Raw genomic sequence first — 22,431 nt, forward strand, 5'->3', positions numbered from 1 at the left:
CGGGTTCAACCCGCCTGCCGGACCCTGATGAGTTCCGCGTAGGCCTCCTCGACCTCCGCGCTCGGCGACACGCCGAGGTCGGCGTCGAGGGCGTCCCGCAGCCGGCGGTAGACCGTCATCGCGTCCGCCCGGCGCCCGCAGCGTCCGAGGACCCGGACCAGCTGCGCGTGGACGACCTCGTCGAGCGGGTGGGCCAGACAGAGCGACTGCAGCTCACCCACGAGGTCGCGGTCCCGGCCGCACATCATGTCGGCGTCGATCCGGGCGCTCCGGACGGCCCGTCGGCGTTCCAGCAGCTCGACCGCCTCGCCGGAGAGCACCGGCCCGCGCGCGACGTTGGCGAGCGGCGGTCCGGCCCAGAGCGCCTCGGCCTCGCGGAAGCAGCGTGCCGCCTCGGCGGGGCGCTTCTCGTCCAGGGCGTGCAGACCGTCCCGCCGGCGGAGGACGAACTCGTGCAGATCGGTGCGGCGCGGGTCGACCTCGAGCCGGTACCCGGGTGCCCGGGTGACCAGGACGCGGTCGGGGTCTGTGGTCAGACCGAGTCGGACGAGACACTGACGCAGTTGGTGGACGTGGGTCTGTACCGACGAGCGCGCCCGCCGCGGCGGGCGGTCCCCCCACAGCTCCTGGGCGATCGCGTCGGCCGGGACCACGTGCCGCCACCCCAACAGCAGGAGTGCGAGCAGCTGCAACGTCCGGGGAGCGGTCGGGGCGACGTCCCGGCCGTCGACGACCACCTCGAGCCGTCCGAGCAGCCGGAAGCGCACGTGCGGGTCGAGGTGGTCCTCGAAGGACCCGGCGTCGAGGGGGTGGGTGAGCCGCCGGCGCTCCGGGGCGGGGGGATCGAGTGGGTGCGGGGCCACGGGTGGTCTCCTGTCGACGGGCGGTCCACCTGCTGCCGTGAACGGTGTCGACGGTGCCCCGACCAGGACGATCGCGGTCAGTGCACGAGGCACGGGGGTGCGATGGAGGCGTCATCCACGGGTGTGAAGACCTCACACCCGCCTCGGTGAGCGGTCCACTGCCTCGGGCCGCCGCCCGTGGGCAGAGTGATCCGGGTCGCCATCGACCTCCGAAACCCGCTTGGGAGCCGACATGAACCAGAGCGTCACGACCCCCTTCCCCGAGGCCGTGCACGGCGTCGTCGAGCTCGAGTCCTTCGACGGCTGGACTCCGGCCGCCGACCAGGTCCTCACCTGCTGGTGCATGGCCGTCGACCCGTCCTCCTCGTGACCGTCGACGTCGCCCGGGCCGGGGGCCTGCGGCTGCGGGGTCATCTGCGGCTGGAGCGCGACGGCGACGCGGTACTGGTCGTCGGGGAGGACGGGATCACCGTCCTCCGCGGTCGCGCGGCTGCCGTCGTCGGCGCGCTGGTCGACGGCGACCGGACCGTCCCGGCTCTCGACGCCGACCCCGAGGAGGTCGCCGTCCTCGAACGGCTGCGCTCCTGCGGCCTCGTCGAGGTCCGGTCCGACGCCCCGGCGGAGCGCCCCCGTGCCGAGCTGAGCACGTTCCACGGCGCCACGTCGGGAGCCCGGGTCGACGCGGCTCCGTCCCCCGTCGTCGAGGTCCTGGATCTCGGCGACCCGGAGACGGCGCCGGCGGTCTCGGCCGCTCTCGACGGGATCGGCGCGCGACCGGCGACGGCGTCGGAACGGGTCGACGTCACCGTCGTCACCGTCTCCGATCTCCTCGATCCCGGGCTGGCCGAGCTCGACGCGCAGTTCCGTGCCGAGGGCCGCCCGTGGCTCCCGGTGCGGGCACGGGGTGTCCGGCAGTGGATCGGGCCGTTCTTCGGGACGACCCCCGACGGGCCGTGCTGGACCTGCCTGGCGGACCGGCTGCGGATGCACCGGCGCGCCGAGCAGGCCGTGCTCGACCGGCGCGGCGAGTCGAGGCCGTTGGCGCGGGCCCTGCCCGCCCACCCGGCGACGCTGGGCTACACGGCCCACGCGGTGGCCTTCGAGGTCGACGCCTGGGCCCACGGGCTCGACCGGCCGGTCCGTCGCGCGGTGGTCGTGCACGACAGCCGGACGATGACCTCCGAGCGCCACGAGCTGCGTCGCCGACCCCAGTGCCCGACCTGCGGCGACACCGGGATCGTCACGCGGCGGGCGAACCGTCAGGTCCGGCTCGGCCCGACGCCCGGCGACGCCCCGCCCGGGCGGGGTCTCCCCGCGGCGCTCGGGCACCTCGTCAGCCCCGTCACGGGCGTCGTACCCGCTCTCGAGGTCACTCCCGGTCCGGTCGCGGAGACCTTCATCGCCAGGACCGGTCCGCTGCCCTCTCCCCGTCGGATCTCGATGGACGCGGTCCGCCGCCGTGCGCGGCTGGGGTGCGGCGGCGCCGGCTCCTCGCCGGAGGCGGCCCGTACCTCCGGGCTCGGCGAGGCGCTCGAGCGGTGGTGCGGGCAGTGGTTCGGCGACGAGCAGCACGTCCGCGCCCGACGGAACGACCTCGGTGACGCTGCGGTCGACCCCCGCGACTGCCTCCTCCTCGACCCGCGCCAGATCGGCGACCGGGACCGCTGGAACGCCGAGCACGGGGTGTTCAACCAGGTCGCGCCGGCGGTGGACGACGAGGAGGTGACCTCCTGGACCCCGATGTGGTCGCTGCGCGACGGTCGTCGGCGCCTGCTCCCGACCGGCATGCTCCACCACGGCGCCCCCGGACCGCTCTGGGCGCCCGCCGACTCCAACGGCTGCGCCGCGGGGCCCACCCGGGACGAGGCGATCCGACGCGGCCTGCTGGAGCTCGTCGAACGGGACGCGGTGGCCCTCTGGTGGTACAACCGCACGCCGATGCGTGGCCTCGACCTCGACGGGGACGCCGGGACGCGCGCCGTCCGCGAGCGGCACCGGTCCCTGGGCCGGGACCTCTGGGCGCTCGACCTGACCTCCGACCTCGGGATCCCGGTCGTGGTCGCGCTCTCGGGTCGACGCCGCCCCGACGGCGCCGCCGATCGCGTGATGCTCGGGTTCGGGGCCGATCCCGACCCGGCCGTCGCCCTGCGTCGGGCGCTCGGCGAGCTGGCCTCCTCGATCCCGTTGGTCCTCGACGGGGCCGTGGTGTCACAGGACCTCGACGTCCGCCGCTGGATCGACGAGGTCGACACGGCCGGTGAACCCTGGTTGCGCCCGTCGCCCGGGCCGGCCGTCCCGGTCACCGACCTCCTCGGGGGCGGGACCGTCGACCCCGCCGGGGGCGTGTCGGCCGTCGTCGCCCGGCTGTGCGCCCACGGTCTCGACCCGCTGGTGCTCGACCAGACCCGACCGGACGTCGGACTGCCGGTGGTGCGCACCGTGGTCCCAACCCTGCGGCCGATGTGGGCGCGTTTCGCGCCCGGACGGCTCTTCGACGTCCCGGTTGAGCTCGGCCGTCGTGCGGAACCCCTCCCGTACGAGTCGCTCAACCCCCGGGTGGTGTTCCTGTGAGAGCGCTGGAGGTGCGCACCCTGCGGCGGCTGTGGTCGCTGCGGGAGACGGTCGCGCTCGAGTCCGGGGACGACCGACTGACGATGATCGCCCCGTGGGGCGAGATCGACCTCGGCCGGAGGGCGACCCGGGTGGAACCCGACCTACGTCGGCTCGCCCTCGGTCCGGTCGATCTCGACAACGCGGAGCCGGACCGGCGCGCCGAGCTCGCCGAGGTCCTCGACGGGGTCACGGGCGCGGTCGCCCACTCCCTCGAGCAGGCCGGGCTCGGGCAGGCCCGCCTGTCCGTGGTCCCGATCGCGGCGGAGGCCCCGTTCCGCCCCGTCCCGGCCGATCCCCGCTCCGTCGTCCGGCTCTCGCGGCTGACCGTCATCCGGCCGTCGGCCGGGAGCCTCGTCGTGAGCGCTCCCGGAGCGCGCCACGAGGTCGTGTGCGAGGGGCCGGTGCTCGGGGCCCTGCTGTCGAAGATCGCGTCGAGCGTCCGGGTGGCCGCCCTGAGCGGCCGGGCGACGGACGGCGGCCCGGACGGCGATCCGTGTCTCGACGGTGCGACCTGCCAGGACGTCGAGGACGTCCTCGGATGGTTGATCGCGACCGGGGTCGTCCAGGTGGGTCGCGAGGACGGGACCTACGACGAGGACGTCGACCCCGACCTCGTCGGGTGGACCCCGCTCGAGCTCGAGTTCGAGGCGCGGACCCGCCGGCCCGGCCAGGTCGCCACGGAACGCCTCCAGCTCCGGGACCGGGTCGCGACGATGGGGGCGGTGCGCGAGCCGTATCCCGGCACGTCGGTGCCGCTCCCGACCGTCGGCGGACGGAACTCCCGGATGGACCAGGTGCTCGCCCCGGCGTACGAGCTCCCGACCTTCACCGGCGGGGTCCTGACGGCCGCCCGGCTCGGTGCCCTGCTCTCCCGCGGGCTCCGTATGCGGGCCCCCGACGACCGGCGCGCCCCGGAGGTCGGCCCTCCCCAGCGCCCCTACCTGAGCGTCGGGCGGCTCTGCGAGCTCGAGATCTACGTCGCACTCGACCGTGCCGAGCTCGACACCGACGTCTACCACTACGACCCGGCGGAGCACGCCCTGACGTCCCTCGGGCTGCCGCGGCCGACGGTCACCGACATCGTGGCCGCGTGCTCCTCCGAGATCGGGGAGCAGGAGTTCGCCCCCGCGGCCGTCCTGCTGGCGACGTCCCGGCGAGCGGGGAGCGCCGGGACGCCGGGGACGGCCACCCATGCCACGGCTCTCGTCCAGGCGGGAGCGCTCCAGCAGATCCTCCTCCTCGTCGGCCGGGAGAACGAGGTGACCGTGTACCCGGCACCCCTCGTCGCCACGGAGGGTTGGCAGGCCGTGATCGATCGGGTGTGGCCGGCGGAGGTCCCGGTGGCCGTGTGCGCCCTAGATCCGGCAAGGTGAACTCTCCGTGACGAGGGTTCGGGGTGATCTTCGCTTCGGTTACGTTTACCCCATGGACGCGGTGGGTGGCCGTCAGCCGTCGGACCAGGACGAAGCGGACGGTCGGCCCGGGAACGCCGCGGATGCCCGGGCGTCGTCACTGTCGGTCAGCCGGGAGGCCGACCGGTTCTCCACGGCGCTGGTCGCGATCGTCAGCCTCGGGTACGCGGCGATCACCTACGTCGGGATCCTCCAGAACGTCGGCGGGACGGAGGCGGTCCTCAGCACCGTCTACGCCGTGGCACTCGTGGCGCTCCAGCTCGGCTACTTCAGCCGTCCCGGTGCCCGGCTCACGCCGGTGCGCTCGGCCGTCGCGCTCACGGCCTTCGCCGCGCTGACCTACCTGCCCCTGGTGCAGCTCGGGTCGTACTGGAGCGCGTTCAACGGCTTCCTCGCCGGGTGCCTGCTGATCGCGCTGCCGCTGCGGTGGGGGCTCGGCGGCTACCTGCTGGTGGTCCTGGGCAGCAGTCTCGTCGAACGCCGGTTCGGCGCGGACGACCTGGAGCCGACCTTCGCGGTCACCTACGCCGTGATCGCGACCGCCGTGACCGGGCTCGTCATCTTCGGGCTCACCCGGCTCGCCAGGGTCGTCCGTGAGCTGCACGAGGCACGGGAGGAACTGACGCGCATGGCGGTGGCGGAGGAGCGGGTGCGCTTCTCCCGGGACGCCCACGACCTGTTGGGGATGAGCCTGTCCACGATCACGCTGAAGGCCGAGCTGGCCAACGGCCTGGTCCTCTCCGAACCGCACCGGGCGCACGCCGAGATCGCCGAGGTGATCACGACGGCCCGCCGCGCACTCGGCGAGGTGCGGATGGTCGCGGCCGGGTACACGACGCTCTCCCTGCCCGAGGAGCTCTGGGGCGCACAGTCGGTCCTGCAGGCCGCGGAGATCGACACGTCGGTGCACGGTGCCGACGTCGTCCTCCCCGCGGAGGTCGGGTCCCTCTTCGGGACACTCGTCCGCGAGGCCGCGACGAACGTGCTCCGGCACTCCAAGGCCGAGGTCTGCCACATGGCCGTCACGCGGGAGGGGCCGTCGGTGCGCATGGCCATCAGCAACGATCGGGCGGGGGAGGGGGACGAGTCGTCGGCGGAGCGGCCGCCGTGCACCCGGCGGGGCATCGCCAACCTGCGGCAGCGCTTCGCGGAGCAGGGCGGGACCCTGACCGTGCGCCACGAGGACGACGAGTTCATCGTCGTCGGGGTCCTCCCGAACAGCGGCGGGGCGGACTAGAGCCAGCCGGCCTCGACCGCGATCCGGATCGCGTCGACCCGGTTGCGGGCGTTCAGCTTCGAGACGATCGACGTGAGGTAGTTCCGCACCGTCCCGGGGGAGAGGAACAGGGACGTGGCGACGTCGTTCACGGTGTGGCCGTTCGAGGTGAGCCGGAGGACCTCGATCTCCCGTCCCGCGAGCGGACAGTCCTCCGTGTCCCACGCCGCGAGAGCCAGGTCGCCGTCGACGACACGCCGTCCCACCGCCACCTGTCGGATCGCATTGGCGAGCCGCTCGGAGGGCGCGTCCTTGAGCATGTACCCGTTCACCCGCGCGTCCAGGGCGCGGCGGACGGTCCCCGGACGGCCGAGACTGGTGAGGATCAGGGTCCGACAGCTCGGCAGCGCCTCGTGCAGCTCGCCGGCCGCGGTGATCCCGTCCCTGCCGGGGAGGTCGATGTCGATCACGGCGACGTCCGGGCCGGACGACATCGCCAGGGGGACGATCTCGTCCCCCGACGCGGTCTCGGCGACGACCTCGATGTCGAGCTCCTGGGTGAGGAGCGCGACGAGTGCGCCCCGGACGAGGTGCTGATCCTCCGCCAGGAGCACTCTGATCACCCGAACAGCCCCCTGGTCTCCGCCCCGCGCCGGGATCGATCCGTCCTCGTGTCACTGTGCCACTCGCCCCGGCTCGCACCCTCCACTTCCGTGTGAATTTCTCCCACCCGCCGCTGCTCCGCTCGTGACCGGGAGCGAAGGGCTCCGGCGGAGCGTGGTCCTCGTCGAATTCCGAGGGCCACGAGCCGGAGGCACCCCATGAAGGCCGCTGTCGAGCACGCCGTCTCGTCCATGCGTCACCGCTACGACGAGCCCATCACTCTGCACGACCTCGCCGCCGAGGTCTTCGTGAGTCCGTTCCACTTCTCCCGGGTCTTCGCGAGCACCGTCGGGATCACGCCCGGCCGGTTCCTCACGGCGGTACGGCTCTTCGAGGCCAAACGCCGACTGCTCGATACCGACGACACGGTCGCGGACATCGTCTGTTCGGTGGGGTACTCCAGCGTGGGGACCTTCACCAGCCGCTTCACCCGCGCGGTCGGCCTCACCCCGGGGCAGTACCGCGACCCGATCATCGCCGAGGGGCTCCTCGCGATCTCCTCGGAGTACTCCCGGATCCCGTCGGTCGAGGTGCTCGAGCACGCCGCCGGTCCGGGTCCGGGAGCGGCGTCGCTGTCCGTCGGGGTGGTCGGGGCCGGAGACGCCGGTCGCGTCGCCGTCGGGGTCTTCGGCGGCCCCGTCCCCCAGGGCGCCCCGGTCGCCCTGGCGCCGGTCCCCGCCGGGGGGACCGGCGCCGTCCTGGAGGGCCTCCCGCCCGGACGATGGGTCGTGCTCGCCGTGGCGGGGGACGGCACCGACGGTGCCGTGACGTCCTTCGCGTCCTGCCGGGTCGAGGTGCGGGCGCACGAGGACGTCGTCCCGCCGGTCGAGCTGCACCTCGGGATGCCGCAGCCGATCCACGCGCCGCTGGCGGTGTCCCTCCTCGATCCGGCCCGCGGCATGCCCGGCCCGGTGCCGATGGGGTCGCTCGCGGTCGCCGGTCGCCGCCACCTGCGCGCCGTCGCCTGACGCCCGCCGTGACCACCGTCATCGGTCGCCTCCGCCGGAGGCTGCTCGCGCCCACCGAGGCCGACGTCCGGTTCGCCTCCCGGGGCTTCCCCGTCGTCGGGACGCCCGCGGTCCGTGCCCTCGAACGTGTCCCGGCGGCCGTCGTCCGCGGGTTCCGCAGCGGGATCGACGGGTCGCCGCTCGAGGAGGTCGCCACCCGTGCGACCGCCGAGGCCCCGGACCTGCGCGGCTTCCACCACGAGGGAGCCGTCATGGCGGCCTGCGTGGTCGACGCGATGGACCCGAGGGGTCGCGGGCGGGCGCGGGCCCTGCTCACGGGTCCGGCCCGGGCCCACGTCCTGCTCGGCTGGATCGGGGTGGGGTTCGCCCTCGCCAAGCTCCCGCGCCCGGTGTGGTCCCGGGCGGTCCCCGACCTCGACGACCTCGACCACCAGGCCGTCATGAGCTGGCTCGCCGTCGACGGGTACGCCTTCGACCTGGCGTTCTTCGACCACCGGCGATGGCTCGACCGGGCCGGGCGGGTGCCGGCGTTCGCCTGGCGCGGTGACTCCGCGGGCGTTCCGCACGTGATCGACCAGGGGTTCGGGCGCGCCCTGTGGTTCGTGCACGGCGCCGACGTCGACGCGGTCGGGATCGCCGTGAACCGCTTCGGGGCCCACCGCCGGGCCGACCTGTGGGCGGGGGTCGGGCTCGCGGCGACCCTCGCCGGCGGCGCCGGGGCCGAGGACCTCCGACGCCTGGCCCGTACCGGCGACGCCGGCGAGCTCGGGCTCGGTGCGGTGTTCGCAGCGACGGCGGCGACCGCGGCCGCCACCGACACCGGCATGGTCCCCGATCACGTCGCGACCGGCGTGCACGCCCTCAGCGGCCTTCCGGTGGCCGACGCCGTGGCGGTCGGCGAGGCCACGGCACCGCGTCCGGACGAGACCGACCCGGGCGAGTACCTGCGCTGGCGGGCCCGCATCCGTCGACGTCTCGCGGTGACTTCTCCGGTCCTGCGCAGCGCCTGACGTACCCCTGCCGGCCGCAAGGAGCGAGACGTCCCCCGACCCGCGCCGACCGCACGCTCGACCCCGACCAGAACGACGACCGGAGGACAGCACCGTGTCCGTCTCCCATGCCCTCGGCGCCCTGCGGCGTCGCGTCATGACCCCGAACATCTCCGAGACCCGCGTCGCGACCCGCGGCTTCCACGTCAAGAGCCCGGAGGCGGTGTCGACCCTCGAGACCGTCGGCGCGAGCTTCCTCGACGGCTTCGGTGAGGCCGTCGGCTCGATGTCGGTCCCCGACGTCGAGGTCTTCCTCGAGACCGTGCCGCCACGGTTCCGGGGCTTCGCGGCCGAGGGCGCCGGCATGGGCCTCGCCGTGCTCGACGCCCTCCCGATGACGCGTCCGGACCGGGTCGACGAGTTCCTCGCCCGGCGCGGCGGCGACCACGTCTACATGGTGCTCGTCGGGGTCGGCTGGGCCATGGCGCGCCTGCCGCGGATGCTGTGGCCGAGGGCCGACCGCTTCGACCCGATGCTGCGCTGGCTGGTGCTCGACGGGTACGGCTTCCACCAGGCCTACTTCCACACCGACTCCTACGTGCACGGCGCCCGCCCCGAGGTCCACCTGGGCTGGGAGCCGGTCGATCCGCACGGCTACGAGCGCCGGGCGGCCGACCAGGGCATCGGGCGGGCCCTGTGGTTCGTCGCCGGCACCGACCCGGCCCGGGCGGTCGAGCTGCTCCGCGCCTACCCCGGGCACCGGCACGCCGACCTCTGGGCCGGGATCGGGCTCGCCGCCACCTACGCCGGCGGGTCGGACGCCTCCGAGCTCGGGGTCCTCGTCGAGGCCGCCGGCCCCTACCGGACCGACCTCGCCCAGGGCTCGGCCTTCGCGGCGGAGGCCCGGCTGCGCGCCGGCCTGCTCGTGCCGCACGTGTCGACCGCCACCGAGGTCCTCGCCGGGACCGACCCCCGGTCGGCGTCGGAGGTCTGCCTCCGGACACGCCCGTCCACGGCCGCGGCAGGCGCCGACGGCGAGCCCGCCTACGAGACCTGGCGCCGCGCGATCGGCGCGGCCCTGCCGACCGCCACGTCCCGCGCCGCCGGAGGGTTCTGATGAGGTATCTCCGTCCCAGTGCCGTCGGGGGCTTCCTCCGGCGCAACGTCGCCGGGGTGATCGCCCTGGCGCTGATCGCGGCGCTGTTCTTCGCAGCGCGCATCCCCCAGGTGTCCGACGCCGAGAAGGTCGACGTGGCCGGGAGCTACGGCTTCGAGTCCCGGTCGATCGGCCTGCCGCAGGGGTACCCCGAGAAGCAGATCCGTCCGGTCAACCAGGCCTACTCGAACATCGACGCCTGGATCTCGTCCGTCGGGGCGGCCATCGCGATGAACGACCTCGACGGGGACGGACTGCCCAACGACCTGTGCGTGGTCGACCCACGGACCGACCAGGTCTCGGTCACCCCGGCTCCCGTCCCCGGGTCGGAGCGTCGCTATGCGCCATACGCCCTCACCTCCGGCGCCCTCCCGATGGGCACCGCCATGGCGCCGATGGGGTGCACCCCCGCCGACGTCGACGGCAATGGGCGCATGGACCTCGTCGTCTACTACTGGGGCCGGACCCCGATCGTGCACCTCGCCCGGCCGGGGGTGCCGCAGGGACCGGACGCCTGGACGGCCACCGAGCTGGTGCCCAACACCGGCGGCGCGACGTACACCGGTCCGCAGTGGAACAGCAACGCCATGGCCGTGGCCGACTTCGACGGCGACGGCACGCTGGACCTCTACGTCGGCAACTACTTCCCCGACGGTCCCGTGCTCGACCCGACCCGTTCGGACGGGGTCGCGATGAACGCCTCGCTCTCCGCGGCCACCAACGGCGGTAAGGACGCGATCTTCCGCGGCCTCCCGGAGCGCCCGGGCACCTTCGCCGAGGTCCCCGGGGTGCTGGCCGACGACGTGTCGGGGGGCTGGGTCCTCGGCTCGGCCGCCTCGGACATCGACGGCGACCTGCGTCCGGAGCTGTACATCGCGCAGGACCACGGCAAGGACGCGATGCTGCACAACGTCTCGGCCCCGGGACGGATCGCGTTCGAGCCCGTGTACGGCGACCGCGACCCGATGGTCCCGAAGTCCAAGCGGATCGGCGCCGACTCCTTCAAGGGGATGTCCGCCGACTTCGCGGACCTCGACCGCGACGGGGTGAAGGACCTCTTCGTCTCGAACATCACGCAGCCGTACGGCATCCAGGAGTCCAACTTCCAGTGGATGGCCACGGAGGCCACGCCGCAGGCCATGGGCGCGGCGATGGCCCAGGGCCGCGCGCCCTGGGTGGACGAGTCGACCGGCAACGGGATCGCCTGGTCGGGCTGGGGCTGGGACGTGAAGTCCGGGGACTTCGACAACTCCGGGAACCTCGCGGTCGTCCAGGCGACGGGCTTCGTGAAGGGGGAGACCAACCGCTGGCCGCAGCTCCAGGAGCTCGCGACCGCGAACGACACCCTCGTGTCGGACCCGGCCATGTGGCCCCGGGTCTCGCGCGGCGACGACCTCTCGGGCAACCAGGCCGTCCGGTTCTGGGCACCCCGGCCCGGCGGCGGCTACGCCGACCTCTCCCACGTCCTGGGACTCGACGCCGCCATCCCCACCCGCGGCATCGCGACCGGCGACGCCGACGGGGACGGTCGCCTCGACGTCGCGGTGGCCCGGCAGTGGGACGTGCCGGCGTTCTACCGCAACGTCGCGCCGGACGCCGGCAACGCGATGACCCTCGACCTCGTCCACGCCGGCTCGCGGACGTTCGGCCCCGGATCGCCCGTGGTCGGCGCGGAGGCCCGCCTCGCGAGGCCCGACGGCCGGACGCTCGTCGAGACCGTCGACGGCGGCGGTGGGCACTCCGGCAAGCGCTCGAGCGAGCTCCACCTCGGGCTCGGCGCGGCCGACGGCCCGGTGCCCGTGGCGCTCACGTGGCGCGACGCCACCGGTGTCCCGCACTCGGAGACCGTGACCCTCACCCCCGGCCGGCACACCGTCGAGCTGGGTCAGTCCGCGACCGTCATCGATCAGGTGGTGCAGTGATGAGCACGACGACACCGGTCCCGCCGCCCCCGGGCGCGCCCGCGGCCGACGATCGCCAGGCGAGGACCGACGCGCTGAAGAAGGAACCGAAGCACATCACGGCGCTGCGCCGGTTCGCGATGTCCATCACGGCCCTGAACATCGTCGGCTACGCGTTCCTGGGCTTCGAGCAGCCGTGGACCTGGCCGATCATCGCGGTGCTCACGGCCTACGTGATCGAGATCGGCCTGGAGCGCGTCGGGGCGTGGCAGGAGGGCCGCGATCCTCGATACGCGGGCGGCGGGGCCAAGGGCCTGATGGAGTTCCTCTTCCCGGCACACATCACCGCCCTCGCGATCAACATGCTCTCCTACCCGCTCGACCACCTCGGGACGATGATCTTCGCGGTCGCCATCGGCGTGGGCGCGAAGTGGGTCCTCCGGGCGCCGGTGAAGGGCCGGCTGCGGCACTTCATGAATCCGTCGAACCTCGGGATCGCGACGATCCTGGTGCTCTTCCCCTGGGCCTCGATCGCGCCGCCCTACCAGTTCACCGAGGCGCTCTCCGGGTGGGCCGACTGGATCCTGCCGGTCGCGATCCTGACCCTGGGCACGATGCTGAACGCCAAGCTGACCGGCCGGACCTGGCTCATCGTCGGGTGGCTGTCGTTCTTCGTGATCCAGTCCGTCGCCCGGTGGCTCATCGTCGGCAACGCGCTGCCGGGCGCTCTGGCCACCATGACCGGGACGGCGTTCATCCTCTTCACCAACTACATGATCTCCGACCCCGGGACGACGCCGTCGAAGCCGTTCCCGCAGTTCGCGTTCGGGGCGGGCGTGGCCGTGGTCTACGGCTTCTACACCGGGTCGAACCTCCCCTACGGCCTGTTCTTCGCCACCGCCACGGTGTGCGCCATCCGCGGGGCGTTCCTGTGGGGCCTGTACCTGCGTGACAAGTACGGGGCCGGTTTGCACGCGGAGCCCCTGTCGACCGTCACGAGCCTGCCGACGCCCGGGCCGGACCGGACGGAGCGGGCGGCGAGGGCAGCATGACCGCGCCTCCCGCGCCGGGCCCGTCGCTGCTCGCCACCCCGGTGCTCCTGCGCGAGCTGTTCGTCGACCGGCTGGGCCTGCTCACGCGGGCCCGCCGCCACGGCGACGTCGCGCGGCTGCGGATCGGCCCGAAGACGATGGTCGTGGCCAACCATCCGGACGCGGTGGCCCACGTCCTCGTCGGGAACGCGGGGAACTACACGAAGGGGATCGGTCTCGCTCAGGCCCGTCGGGTCCTCGGCGACGGTGTGCTCACCAGCGACGGGCCGGGATGGCGGGACCAGCGGAAGGCCGTGGGTCCGACGTTCACCCCCGCGCGCCTGGCCGAGCAGCTCCCGGTCGTCGCCGAGGAGGCCGGCGCGCTGGTCGACCGGCTCGCGGCCCGGATCGACGAGGGCCCGACCGACGTCACCGCGGAGATGACGACCCTGACCCTCGGCGTGCTCGGCCGGGCCGTGCTCGGCGCCGACCTCTCGCCGTACCCGGACCTCGGCGAGATCTTCGAGACGGTGCAGGACCAGGCGATGCTCGAGGCGGTCACGCTGGGCGCGGCCGCGTCGTGGCGGCCGACCCCGGGTGGCGTCCGCTTCCGGGCGGCCCGGCGACGCCTCGCCGCGGTCGTCGACGACCTCCTGGACGGCCGTCCGGCGTCGGACGGTCTCGTCGACCGTCTCGGCGAGGGGGTCGACCGGGCGACGGTACGGGGCCGGATCACGACGCTCCTGCTCGCGGGCCACGAGACCACCGCGTCGACGCTCTCCTGGGCGCTCCACCGGCTCTCGCGCCACCCGGAGATCCGCCGCCGGGTGCGGACGGAGGCCCGGGAGGTGCTCGGCGACCGACCCGGCGACGTCGACGACCTGCGCCGGCTCACCTACACGGGCCAGGTCGTCTCCGAGACGGTGCGCCTGCACCCGCCGGTGTGGTTGCTGCCGCGGGTCGCGGTCGACGACGACGTCGTCGCCGGGTACCGGGTGCCGGCCGGGACCGACGTGGTCGTCTGCCCGTACGCGATCCACCGCGACCCGGCCTGGTGGCCCGAGCCCGAGGTGTTCGACCCCGACCGCTTCGCGCCCGGGCGGTCGTGGTCGCGGGACGCCTACCTGCCCTTCGGCGCGGGCCGGCACTTCTGCGTCGGATCCAACCTCGGCACGGCCGAGGCGGTCCTCGTCCTCGCCCGCCTGTGCCGGGACCTGGACCTCCGTGCCGTCCCGGGTCGCGGACCGGCACCCGAGCCGATGCTCTCGCTGCGGGTGCGCGGCGGGCTGCCCCTGACCGTCCACAAGCCGGAGGAATGAGCCGATGGACATCCCACGCGATCCCGTGACGATGACGCTGGAGGCGTTCGCCGACACCGTCCTGCCCGGGCGGAAGCGCGGCCCCGAGGACCCGGCCGTCGTCGGGGTCAGCGACACGCCGGGCGCCGTCGAGGCGGGTGCCCTGACGCTCATGTACGACGAGGCCACCGGACTCGCCGAGGGGCTCCCCTTCCTCGCCCCCATGCTGGACGGTCACGCCGCGAAGTACGCGGGGGAGCGGGACATCGTGCTCGACGGGACGCTCCCGGCCTTCGTCGCGCTCGCCTACGACGACCGCGCGGCCCTGCTCGAGTCGTTGACGCGGCCCGGCCACCCGGAGCGCGAGGTCTGGGTCGGGCTGTTCATGTTCGCGAACATGGCGTTCGACTCCGCGGCCCACCTGCCGACCCTGCAGGCCCTGGCCGAGGGGCATCCCGGGCTGCGCGCCATGGGGATCGCGACACCTGACGCCGACGGTCTCTGGCGGTTCCCCGCCTACTCCTACCGCCGGGTGCTGGCCGACCTGCACCCGGACACCACACCCTCGGGGAGTCCCGCATGAGTATCGAGAAGACCGATGTGGTCGTCGTCGGGTCCGGCTTCGGCGGCGCCATCGAGGCCTACCACCTGGCCGCCGGCGGCGCGAAGGTCACCGTCCTCGAGCGCGGGCCCTGGCTCGCTGCCGACGACTTCCAGCACGACTTCGAGCTGGGCTCGTCCTACACCCGGATCTTCGACTTCACGGTCGGCGACGGGATGAGCATCCTGGGCGGCAACTGCGTCGGCGGCGGCTCCGTCGTGTACTTCGCCGCCCACCCCCGTGCCCCCGGCTTCGTCTTCGACCGGCACGGGTCGATCGGGCGCCGGATGTGGCCCGCCGAGATCAGCCGCGACACGCTCGACCCCTGGTACGACCGGGTCGAGGAGTCGCTGCCGGTGACCCGCCAGACCTGGGACGACGTCACCTACTCCGGCGGCCTCTGGGCCGCGGCCTGCCACCACTCCGGCCGCACCGCCAACCCGACGCCGGTCGCCATCGACAACGCGAGCTGCACCAACTGCAACTGGATGATGGCCGGCTGCCGGTTCGACGCCAAGCGCTCCCTGCTGACCAACTACCTGCCCGCGGCCCTCTCCCACGGCGCGGAGATCCGCCCCCTGCACGAGGTCCAGCACCTCGAGCGCACCGACGACGGCTCCTACCGGGTCCACTACCGGATCGTCGACGGCGAGGACTACCGCGTCCTGCACGACGACGGCGTCATCGAGGCGAAGATCGTCGTCCTCGGGGCCGGGGCGGGGGCGACGCCGGTGATCCTGCAGCGCTCCGAGGAGCACCTCGGGGCGATGCCCCACGGCGTGGGCCGGTACTTCTCGGGGAACGGGGAGCGCCTCAACACCGCGATCCTCGACGACGAGGCCGTGCAGCGGGTCCTCGGCCTCGCCCGGGAGGAGGGGATCGGGTACCGGGCCCACCAGATCGGGAAGGGCCCGACGGTCGCGAACTGGGACCGGCTCACGGCCGACCTGCCCGAGTACGAGCGGTACTCCCTCGAGCAGCTCTACTTCCCGCCCGGCCTGGGGACGATCCTCGCGCAGGTCCCGGAGCTCGTCGCCGGCGACGGGCCGCGGTGGTTCGGGAAGCACAAGAAGGAGCTGCTCGAGCGCTGGCAGGACTGGCTGACGATCTTCCAGATGGTCGAGGACGACAACGAGGGCGTCTTCGGTCCGCCGCCGCCCACGGGCAACGCGCAGCGCATCTCCCAGCAGATGCTCGGTCGCGGCGCGCTCTCCTACCGCCCGACGGCGAACACCCGCCACGGCTGGGAGCTCGCCGACGCCGAGTGCAAGGAGATCATCGAGAAGCCGGGACTCGGCGTCGTCGAGCCCTGGACCAACGACGTCGTCGGGGCGTACACCGTCCACCCGCTGTCCTCGTGCCGCATCGGGGACGACCCGGCGACCTCCGCGCTCACCCCGGACCACCAGCTCCGGGGGCACCCGGGCATCTTCGTGACCGACGGGTCCTCCGTGCCCGCCGCGCTCACGGTGAACCCGGCCATGACCATCGCCGCGCTCGCCGAGCGGGCCGCCCCCGGCATCGTCGCCGCGGCCCGCGAGCGCGGCATCGACGTCTCGTACGGCGCCCCGACCCCCGACGGCGGGATCAGTTCGCGGCGCACGCTCGAGCTCAGTGTGAGGTGAGGACCGTGCTGAGGGCCCTGAACACGAGGTACCACGCGACCGCGCTCGCCGTGTTCGCCGTGATCGTCGTCGGACACTGGGCGGAGCACATCGCCCAGGCCTTCCAGATCTACGTGCTGGGCTGGCCGACGAAGCAGGCGAACGGCGTGCTCGGACTGGCGTGGCCGTGGCTGGTCACGTCGGAGTGGATGCACTACGGCTACGCGGTGATCATGATGATCGCGTTCCTCGCGCTGCGACCGGGCTTCACGGGCCGGTCGCGGACCTGGTGGAACGCCGCGACCGGCATCCAGATCTGGCACCACTTCGAGCACCTGCTGCTCCTGCTGCAGGCGCTCACCGGCTCCTTCCTGCTGGGGGCGGCGCAGCCGACCTCGGTCGCCCAGCTGGTGTTCCCCCGGGTGGAGCTGCATCTGTTCTACAACACGATCGTGACGATCCCGATGATCGTCGCGATGGTGCTCCACCGGCACCCCCGTCCCGACGACGAGCCGGCCGGGTGCACGTGCAGCGCGGTGCGCCACCGCGAGTCCGTGCCGGCCTGATGGGGCCGACCTGATGGTGCCGGCCCAGGGCCACGACCACGGGATCGACCTGCCCGTGGTCGTGGGCCCCCTGCTGCTCGAGAACATGTTGACCCTCGGTCTCCTGACCGCGGTCGTGGCGGTCGCGCTGCGGCCGTTCCTGGACGGTCGCGACGAGGCGTTGCACGCGAAGGCGGCCACGCTCGGGGCGGCGGCCGCTGGCGTGTCCCTGCTGCTCACGAGGGGACCGCTCGACGGGATGCCGACCGGCGGGCTCGCCGCGCTCGCGATCGCGGGGCTCGCGGTCCCGTTCGCCGCCGTGCGGGGTGACCGTCCCCGTCTGCGCGCGGTCGTGGCCCGCGCCGCTCCCGCCGTCGTGCTGGTGTCCGCCTCGTCGGCGATCACGGCGACGGCGACCGGCGCGATGTTCGCCGCGGCCGTCGGGCTCGCGTGGTCGTCCCTCGCGCGGATGGCTGCGTGGCGGTCGCATCCGGATCGGTCCGCCGGGCGGCCGCACCGGGCGCGACCCCCGACACCCCAGCTGCCCGGCCCCTGAGGACCGGGTCACCACTCCCGAAGGGTTGCCCGATGCGCATCCTGTTCTCCGCGGTCGGGCTCAGCGGTCACCTCCGCTCGCTCGTCCCGCTCGCCTGGGCGTGCCGCATCGCGGGACACGAGGTCCTGCTGTGCACGTCCCCCGATTCCGTCGAGGCCGCGGTGGTGAGTGGCCTGCCCGTTCTCGGGGTCGGGGCGGACGCCCCGGCGGCGGGGGTGGTGGGAGCCCGCGAGCTCGCCGACGCGCCGTCGTCCTGGGAGCGCGGGCGGCTCTTCGGCCGGTCCGCCCGGGAACGCCTCGACGGGACACGCCGGACTGTCCGCGCGTGGCGCCCGGATCTGGTCGTCGTGGAGCGGGCCGACCTGGCGGGGCGGGTCGTGGCCGCCGAGAACGACCTCCCCTGGATGGAACTGCGGTGGAGCGTGGAGGCACCGCGGGAGTACGAGGTCGCCGCCCACCGGGAGCTCAGGACCGCCGCTGACGACGACTCGCTGCGGTCCCGGCCACGCGAGATCGTGACGCCCTGGCCGGACGCCCTCCGCCGCGACCATCGGTCCGTGCGGGAGTACCGGCACGTGCCCTACGAGGGGCCCGGGGACCTCACGGGGCGATTCGTGCCGCCCTCGGACGGGAGACGGGTCTGTATCACCCTCGGCACGGTCGTCTCGCGCTCCGGCCGAGCTCCGGACGTCCCGGACCTGGTGCGGGCCCTGGCGCAGCGGGGTTGCGAGGTCGTCATCGCCGCCCCCACCGACGCGGTCGCCCAGTGGGGTTCGTTGCCCGCGGCGGTGCGGGTCGCCGGACACGTCCCCGTGTCCCACCTGCTCGAGTCGAGCGACGTCGTCGTGCACCACGGCGGGCACGGGACCGCACTCGCCGCGGTGCTCGCGGGCCGGCCGTCGGTGATGACACCTTCGTTCGACGATCAGCACGGCAATGCCGCGGCGTTGGCACGGGCGGGTGCGGGCGTGGTCCTCGGTGGGGACACCGACGACGCGATCAGCATCGCCGACCACTGCCTGCACGTGCTGGAGGACCCGGCGATGCTCGGCGCGGCGACCGATCTGGCCGCTCTCGCGCGCAGCCGACCCGGCCTCGACTCGGTGGTGGAGCGGGTGCTCGCCCCCCTGCGGACGTGTGCCGGCGAGCACGTGCCGCGGCGCGCGAGCGCATGACGACCCCGGCGCCGGGACGCGGCCGCGGGGTCCTCCCAGCCGCAAGGCAGGAGGCGTCCCGGGACGGTCGGAAGCCCGATGGTGGTGTCCGAACCGACCGCGAGGACCGAACTCACCGGACCGGCCTGGAGGCGACATGGACAGCGTGATCACCGTCCCACCCGAGGAGGGGCTGCTCGAGCGCACGGCGGCGCTCGGTGAGCAGCTCGCCGCCCTGAGTGCCTGGAACGAGCAGAACCGGCGGCCTCACGACGAGGCCGTGGAGGCCCTCACGGGTGCGGGAATCCTGCACATGCGGCGCCCCGCCCGACTCGGCGGATACGAGTCCTCCACCCGCACGATGATCGAGGTGCTGTCGACCCTCGCGGGGGCCGACGGGGCGATCGCCTGGAACGCCTCGGCGTGGACCATCGGAGCCTGGATGGTCGGCATGTTCCCCGACCATGTCCAGGACGAGGTGTTCGCCGACGACCACGCGCGGGTGTGCGTCGTGCTCAGCCCGACCGCGACCGCCACGGAGACCGACGACGGGCTCGTCGTCGACGGTCGGTGGGAGTTCCTGAGCGGTGCTCTGCACAGCAGCTGGCAGGTCGTGCTGACGATGGCTCCGGCGCCGGACGGTACCCAGTGGCCGGTCGCAGGCCTCGTCCCGATGTCGGACCTGGAGATCGTCGACGACTGGCACACCTCCGGGTTGGTCGGCACCGGGAGCGTCGCCTCGGTCGCCCACGGGGTCCACGTGCCGTGGGAGCGCACCCTGCCCATGGCGGCGATCATGGGGAACCAGTACCGGTCGGACGCCAACCGTGACTCGCCCCTGTTCAACCAGCCCATGCTCCCCACGGGGGCGTCCGGGTTCATCGGGGTGGTCCTCGGACTCGCACGGGCCGCGCAGGTGGACTTCTTCGCCCGGCTCCCGCACCGGAAGATCACCTTCACCGACTACGCCGCCCAGGCGGAGGCGCCCATCACGCACTTCCAGGTCGCCGAGGCGATGCTGAAGCTCGACGAGGCCGAGTACCACGCCTACAAGATGGCCGACATGCTCGAGAGCAAGGGCGCGGCGGGTGAGCCGTGGAAGCTCGAGGACCGCGTGCGCTACCGCGGCTCGTTCGGGCGGATGGCCCAGCTGGCCAAGGAATCGGTGGATGTCCTCGCCTCGGCGAGCGGCGGGTCCTCGATCTACTCGAACGTCGCGATGCAGCGGATCCAGCGCGACGTGAACGCCCTGAACAAGCACGCGCTCATGCACCCCAACACCAACTACGAGCTGTTCGGACGGGTCATGTGCGGCCTGGAACCGAACACGATGTATCTCTGAACCGGAGGACACCAGATGACCCCGAACGACTCCGTCGTCCTCGGTCGGCCGTCGCCGGCGCGGATGTACGACTACTTCCTGCACGGTTCCAGCAACTATCCCCAGGACCGCGCGGCGGGCGACGCCGTGATGGCCAAGGTCGGCTCCGAGCTGACGGGCCAGGTGGTCTGGGAGAACCGTGCCTTCCTCGGCCGAGCGGTCCGGCACCTCGCCGAGAACGGCGTCCGCCAGTTCATCGACCTCGGTGCCGGGCTGCCCAGCATGGAGAACACCCACCAGGTCGCGGCCCGCCACTGCAGCCGGCCCCGGGTGCTCTACGTCGACAACGACCCGGCGGTCGAGGTCCACGGCGGAGAGATGCTGCTCGGCGACGACACCGCCGACACCCGCATCGTGATCGCGGACGTGTCCGATCCCGATGAGGTCCTGTCGCACCCCAGAACGCGCGAGCTCATCGACTTCACCGAGCCGGTCGGCCTGTTGATGGTGGCCGTCCTGCACTTCGTGCCGGACGCCGGCGACCCGTGGGGCCTGGTCGACCGCTACCTGGGAGCGCTGCCCGGTGGCTCCTACCTCGCCCTGTCCCACCTGACGGTGGATCCCGCGCGAAGCCGCGAGCAGGCGGACATGGAGGACAGCTACGACCAGGCCACGGCTCCGATGATCTTCCGTGAGCCGGAGGCGATCACGAAGTTGTTCTCGGGGCTGCAGGTCCTCCCGCCCGGGATCGTCCCGGTGGGGCGCTGGCATGCCGACGGCGAGCACGGCGAGACGGTCGGTCGCATGCTCGGCGGGGTCGCCGAGAAGACCGTCTGAACCACGTCCCCGCCCCTCGTCCGCTGCTGCGGGCGGGGGGCGGTGTCGTGCCCGCCCCGGAACCCGAGGAGAGATCATGCCCGTCGACCCGTCCACCGTTCCCGACACCGACTGGGGTGTCGCGCGGGACATGCTCGCCGCCCACGACGTGGTGGAGGACCCCCTCTACTACCGGGAGTTCACGTCCCCGGAGCAGAAGGCGGTCCTGACCGTCGCCCAGCGGATCCAGGACGCGTGGGCCCGCAACGACGCCGACGCCTTCGCCGACGTCTTCGCCGAGGAAGGCAGCCTCGCGCTGGGCGAGAACGAGCTCTTCGGCCGGGAGGCGATCCGGCAGTTCATGAGAACCGGGTTCGCCGGACCCCTGGCCGGCGCGTCGGTCGCAGGCGGCCCGCTGACCTGCGACGTGATAGCCGAGGACGTCGCCGTGAGCGTCACCGAGGGCGGCATCGTCATGCCCGAGGAGACCGAGGTCGCGCCGGAACGGCGAATCCGGGCCACGTGGGTCGTCCGGCGCCGCGCACCCGCCGTTCTCGAGCTGCTGTCCCACCACAGCTGCCCGGCGGTCTGAGACCCGGGCGGGCGCCCGCAGTCGAGGAGACGATCCGCGACCCCCCTCCCCCCGACGATGAACAGGGTTCCGGTCCACGGACCGTCCCGGGCAACGAAGGAGGACGCATGTCGACACCGACTGCCGAGCGCCAGGACCTGGCGGACTACTACGGCGAGTTCACCGGCGAGAAGGAGAAGGAGGTCCTCGGCATCCCGCTCCGTCTCGTCGAGGCGTGGTCGCGCAACGACGGCTACGGCGTGGCCGAGGTCTTCACCGAGGACGGTGTCCTCGTTCTGCCGGGCAACGTGCTCAAGCGCAGCCGCAGCGAGATCGGCGCTTTCATGGCCGCCGCCTACGCCGGCCCCTTCAAGGGCACGGGCGTCACCGGCCAGCCGGTCGACGTGCGCTTCGCGAGCGACGACTGCGCCCTGATCCGCACGCACGGCGGAATCCTCGCCGAGGGGCAGGCCGAGATCGCTCCCGAGCTCGCGGTGCGTTCCACGTGGGTGGTCGTGAAGCGGGACGGCCGGTGGCAGCTCGCGGCCTACCAGAACAGCCCTCGCGGTTCCGGCGCCACGCTGCGCTGGTGACCGGCCCACCCCGAACCCAGGAGGACTCTGATGACCACATCGGCCACCGCACTCGTCGACCAGGCCAAGAACTGGGCCGACCTCTACGGCAACTACACCACCGGTGAGGAGGGCGCCTCGCTGACGGTGCCCCTGCGGGCCCGCGCGGCCTGGGAGGCGGGGGACGCCGACGCGTTCGCCGAACTCTTCGCCGACGAGGGCAGCATGCTCGTCTCCGACGACCAGCTGCAGGGCAGGGACGCCATCCGGACCTACATGGCGGCGCAGTTCGCCGGGGACCTCGCGGGCACCGTCCTCGTCGAGGAACCCACGGAGATCAAGACCGTCTCGCCGGGGGTCACGGTCGCCATCACCACCGGTGGCGTGACCCGCCCGGGCGTCGAGCTCACCGAGGCCGAGAAGGTGCGTGCGTCGTACGTGCTGGTCCTGCGCGACGGCGTCTGGCAGCTGCTGTCCCACCAGACCAGCCCCATCCAGAGCTGACGACCTGTCCGACACCGAGCGCCGGTGTCCGGGGTCGTCCCGGCACCGGCCTCGGCCGGTCGCCCACCCGCCTGCCG

General features: G+C 73.4%; 22 protein-coding genes. 20 read left to right on the forward strand and 2 right to left on the reverse strand.

All coding sequences use genetic code 11. The features are described 5' to 3' along the window. Positions 1 to 5 precede the first annotated feature (5 nt). Positions 6 to 863 carry an AfsR/SARP family transcriptional regulator gene (locus ACFPBZ_RS18510; RefSeq protein ID WP_378037571.1) on the reverse strand — a complete coding sequence of 286 codons (858 nt, stop codon included), beginning with the start codon at positions 861 to 863 and terminating at the stop codon, positions 6 to 8. Between the two features lie 232 nt (positions 864 to 1,095). Here ACFPBZ_RS18510 and ACFPBZ_RS18515 point away from each other — a divergent pair, with 232 nt between their 5' ends. From ACFPBZ_RS18515 to ACFPBZ_RS18530, 4 genes are read left to right on the forward strand one after another with little or no spacing between them, the layout of a single operon-like run. Beyond that, a complete protein-coding gene (locus ACFPBZ_RS18515) occupies positions 1,096 to 1,233 on the forward strand; it encodes a hypothetical protein (protein WP_378037572.1) in 138 nt (45 codons plus the stop codon). Then, positions 1,230 to 3,434, forward strand: coding sequence for a TOMM precursor leader peptide-binding protein (locus ACFPBZ_RS18520; protein ID WP_378037573.1), 2,205 nt, complete (start codon positions 1,230 to 1,232; stop codon positions 3,432 to 3,434). Before ACFPBZ_RS18515 ends, ACFPBZ_RS18520 begins: the two co-directional genes overlap by 4 nt. After that, positions 3,431 to 4,849: a hypothetical protein gene (locus ACFPBZ_RS18525; RefSeq protein WP_378037574.1), complete on the forward strand. Its 1,419-nt coding sequence runs from the start codon at positions 3,431 to 3,433 to the stop codon at positions 4,847 to 4,849. The genes ACFPBZ_RS18520 and ACFPBZ_RS18525 overlap by 4 nt, the downstream gene beginning before the upstream one ends. 52 nt (positions 4,850 to 4,901) lie before the next feature. Then, entirely contained in the window at positions 4,902 to 6,125 is a 1,224-nt protein-coding gene (locus ACFPBZ_RS18530) for a histidine kinase (RefSeq protein WP_378037575.1), read from the forward strand. Here ACFPBZ_RS18530 and ACFPBZ_RS18535 read toward each other — a convergent pair. Beyond that, positions 6,122 to 6,727, reverse strand: a complete 606-nt coding sequence (locus ACFPBZ_RS18535; RefSeq protein ID WP_378037576.1) for a response regulator transcription factor — start codon at positions 6,725 to 6,727, stop codon at positions 6,122 to 6,124. The genes ACFPBZ_RS18530 and ACFPBZ_RS18535 overlap by 4 nt on opposite strands. A gap of 198 nt (positions 6,728 to 6,925) precedes the next feature. Between ACFPBZ_RS18535 and ACFPBZ_RS18540 the strand changes: the two genes are divergently transcribed. The 16 genes from ACFPBZ_RS18540 (at position 6,926) to ACFPBZ_RS18615 (ending at position 22,354) form a co-directional block, all read left to right on the forward strand. Continuing rightward, positions 6,926 to 7,735 (forward strand): helix-turn-helix transcriptional regulator, encoded by an 810-nt coding sequence (locus ACFPBZ_RS18540; RefSeq protein WP_378037577.1) that lies wholly within the window; start codon positions 6,926 to 6,928, stop codon positions 7,733 to 7,735. Between the two features lie 8 nt (positions 7,736 to 7,743). Beyond that, positions 7,744 to 8,745 carry a DUF1702 family protein gene (locus ACFPBZ_RS18545; protein ID WP_378037578.1) on the forward strand — a complete coding sequence of 334 codons (1,002 nt, stop codon included), beginning with the start codon at positions 7,744 to 7,746 and terminating at the stop codon, positions 8,743 to 8,745. A 94-nt stretch (positions 8,746 to 8,839) separates the two neighbouring features. Beyond that, complete coding sequence (locus ACFPBZ_RS18550) at positions 8,840 to 9,841, forward strand: DUF1702 family protein (RefSeq protein WP_378037579.1); 1,002 nt, start codon at positions 8,840 to 8,842, stop codon at positions 9,839 to 9,841. Further along, a complete protein-coding gene (locus tag ACFPBZ_RS18555; RefSeq protein WP_378037580.1) occupies positions 9,841 to 11,802 on the forward strand; it encodes a CRTAC1 family protein in 1,962 nt (653 codons plus the stop codon). Before ACFPBZ_RS18550 ends, ACFPBZ_RS18555 begins: the two co-directional genes overlap by 1 nt. Then, a complete protein-coding gene (locus tag ACFPBZ_RS18560) occupies positions 11,802 to 12,833 on the forward strand; it encodes an enediyne biosynthesis protein (RefSeq protein WP_378037581.1) in 1,032 nt (343 codons plus the stop codon). Before ACFPBZ_RS18555 ends, ACFPBZ_RS18560 begins: the two co-directional genes overlap by 1 nt. Continuing rightward, positions 12,830 to 14,131 carry a cytochrome P450 gene (locus ACFPBZ_RS18565; protein WP_378037582.1) on the forward strand — a complete coding sequence of 434 codons (1,302 nt, stop codon included), beginning with the start codon at positions 12,830 to 12,832 and terminating at the stop codon, positions 14,129 to 14,131. The genes ACFPBZ_RS18560 and ACFPBZ_RS18565 overlap by 4 nt, the downstream gene beginning before the upstream one ends. Positions 14,132 to 14,135: 4 nt before the next feature. Next, positions 14,136 to 14,693, forward strand: a complete 558-nt coding sequence (locus ACFPBZ_RS18570) for a DUF5987 family protein (RefSeq protein WP_378037583.1) — start codon at positions 14,136 to 14,138, stop codon at positions 14,691 to 14,693. After that, positions 14,690 to 16,336, forward strand: coding sequence for a GMC family oxidoreductase N-terminal domain-containing protein (locus ACFPBZ_RS18575; RefSeq protein WP_378037584.1), 1,647 nt, complete (start codon positions 14,690 to 14,692; stop codon positions 16,334 to 16,336). The genes ACFPBZ_RS18570 and ACFPBZ_RS18575 overlap by 4 nt, the downstream gene beginning before the upstream one ends. 5 nt (positions 16,337 to 16,341) lie before the next feature. After that, on the forward strand, positions 16,342 to 16,881 hold the full coding sequence (locus ACFPBZ_RS18580) for a hypothetical protein (protein ID WP_378037585.1): 540 nt from the start codon (positions 16,342 to 16,344) through the stop codon (positions 16,879 to 16,881). Positions 16,882 to 16,894: 13 nt separating this feature from the next. Continuing rightward, a complete protein-coding gene (locus ACFPBZ_RS18585; RefSeq protein ID WP_378037586.1) occupies positions 16,895 to 17,416 on the forward strand; it encodes a DUF6239 family natural product biosynthesis protein in 522 nt (173 codons plus the stop codon). 32 nt (positions 17,417 to 17,448) lie between these two features. Next, positions 17,449 to 18,591, forward strand: a complete 1,143-nt coding sequence (locus tag ACFPBZ_RS18590; protein WP_378037587.1) for a glycosyltransferase — start codon at positions 17,449 to 17,451, stop codon at positions 18,589 to 18,591. A gap of 136 nt (positions 18,592 to 18,727) precedes the next feature. Next, complete coding sequence (locus ACFPBZ_RS18595; RefSeq protein WP_378037588.1) at positions 18,728 to 19,912, forward strand: acyl-CoA dehydrogenase family protein; 1,185 nt, start codon at positions 18,728 to 18,730, stop codon at positions 19,910 to 19,912. A 15-nt stretch (positions 19,913 to 19,927) separates the two neighbouring features. Then, positions 19,928 to 20,728: an SAM-dependent methyltransferase gene (locus ACFPBZ_RS18600; RefSeq protein WP_378037589.1), complete on the forward strand. Its 801-nt coding sequence runs from the start codon at positions 19,928 to 19,930 to the stop codon at positions 20,726 to 20,728. A gap of 76 nt (positions 20,729 to 20,804) precedes the next feature. Next, on the forward strand, positions 20,805 to 21,299 hold the full coding sequence (locus tag ACFPBZ_RS18605) for an SgcJ/EcaC family oxidoreductase (protein WP_378037590.1): 495 nt from the start codon (positions 20,805 to 20,807) through the stop codon (positions 21,297 to 21,299). A gap of 107 nt (positions 21,300 to 21,406) precedes the next feature. Then, positions 21,407 to 21,871: an SgcJ/EcaC family oxidoreductase gene (locus tag ACFPBZ_RS18610; RefSeq protein WP_378037591.1), complete on the forward strand. Its 465-nt coding sequence runs from the start codon at positions 21,407 to 21,409 to the stop codon at positions 21,869 to 21,871. A 30-nt stretch (positions 21,872 to 21,901) separates the two neighbouring features. Continuing rightward, on the forward strand, positions 21,902 to 22,354 hold the full coding sequence (locus ACFPBZ_RS18615; protein ID WP_378037592.1) for an SgcJ/EcaC family oxidoreductase: 453 nt from the start codon (positions 21,902 to 21,904) through the stop codon (positions 22,352 to 22,354). Positions 22,355 to 22,431 lie beyond the last annotated feature (77 nt).

The organism is Actinomycetospora atypica, from assembly GCF_042653685.1.
Taxonomy (GTDB): domain Bacteria; phylum Actinomycetota; class Actinomycetes; order Mycobacteriales; family Pseudonocardiaceae; genus Actinomycetospora; species Actinomycetospora atypica.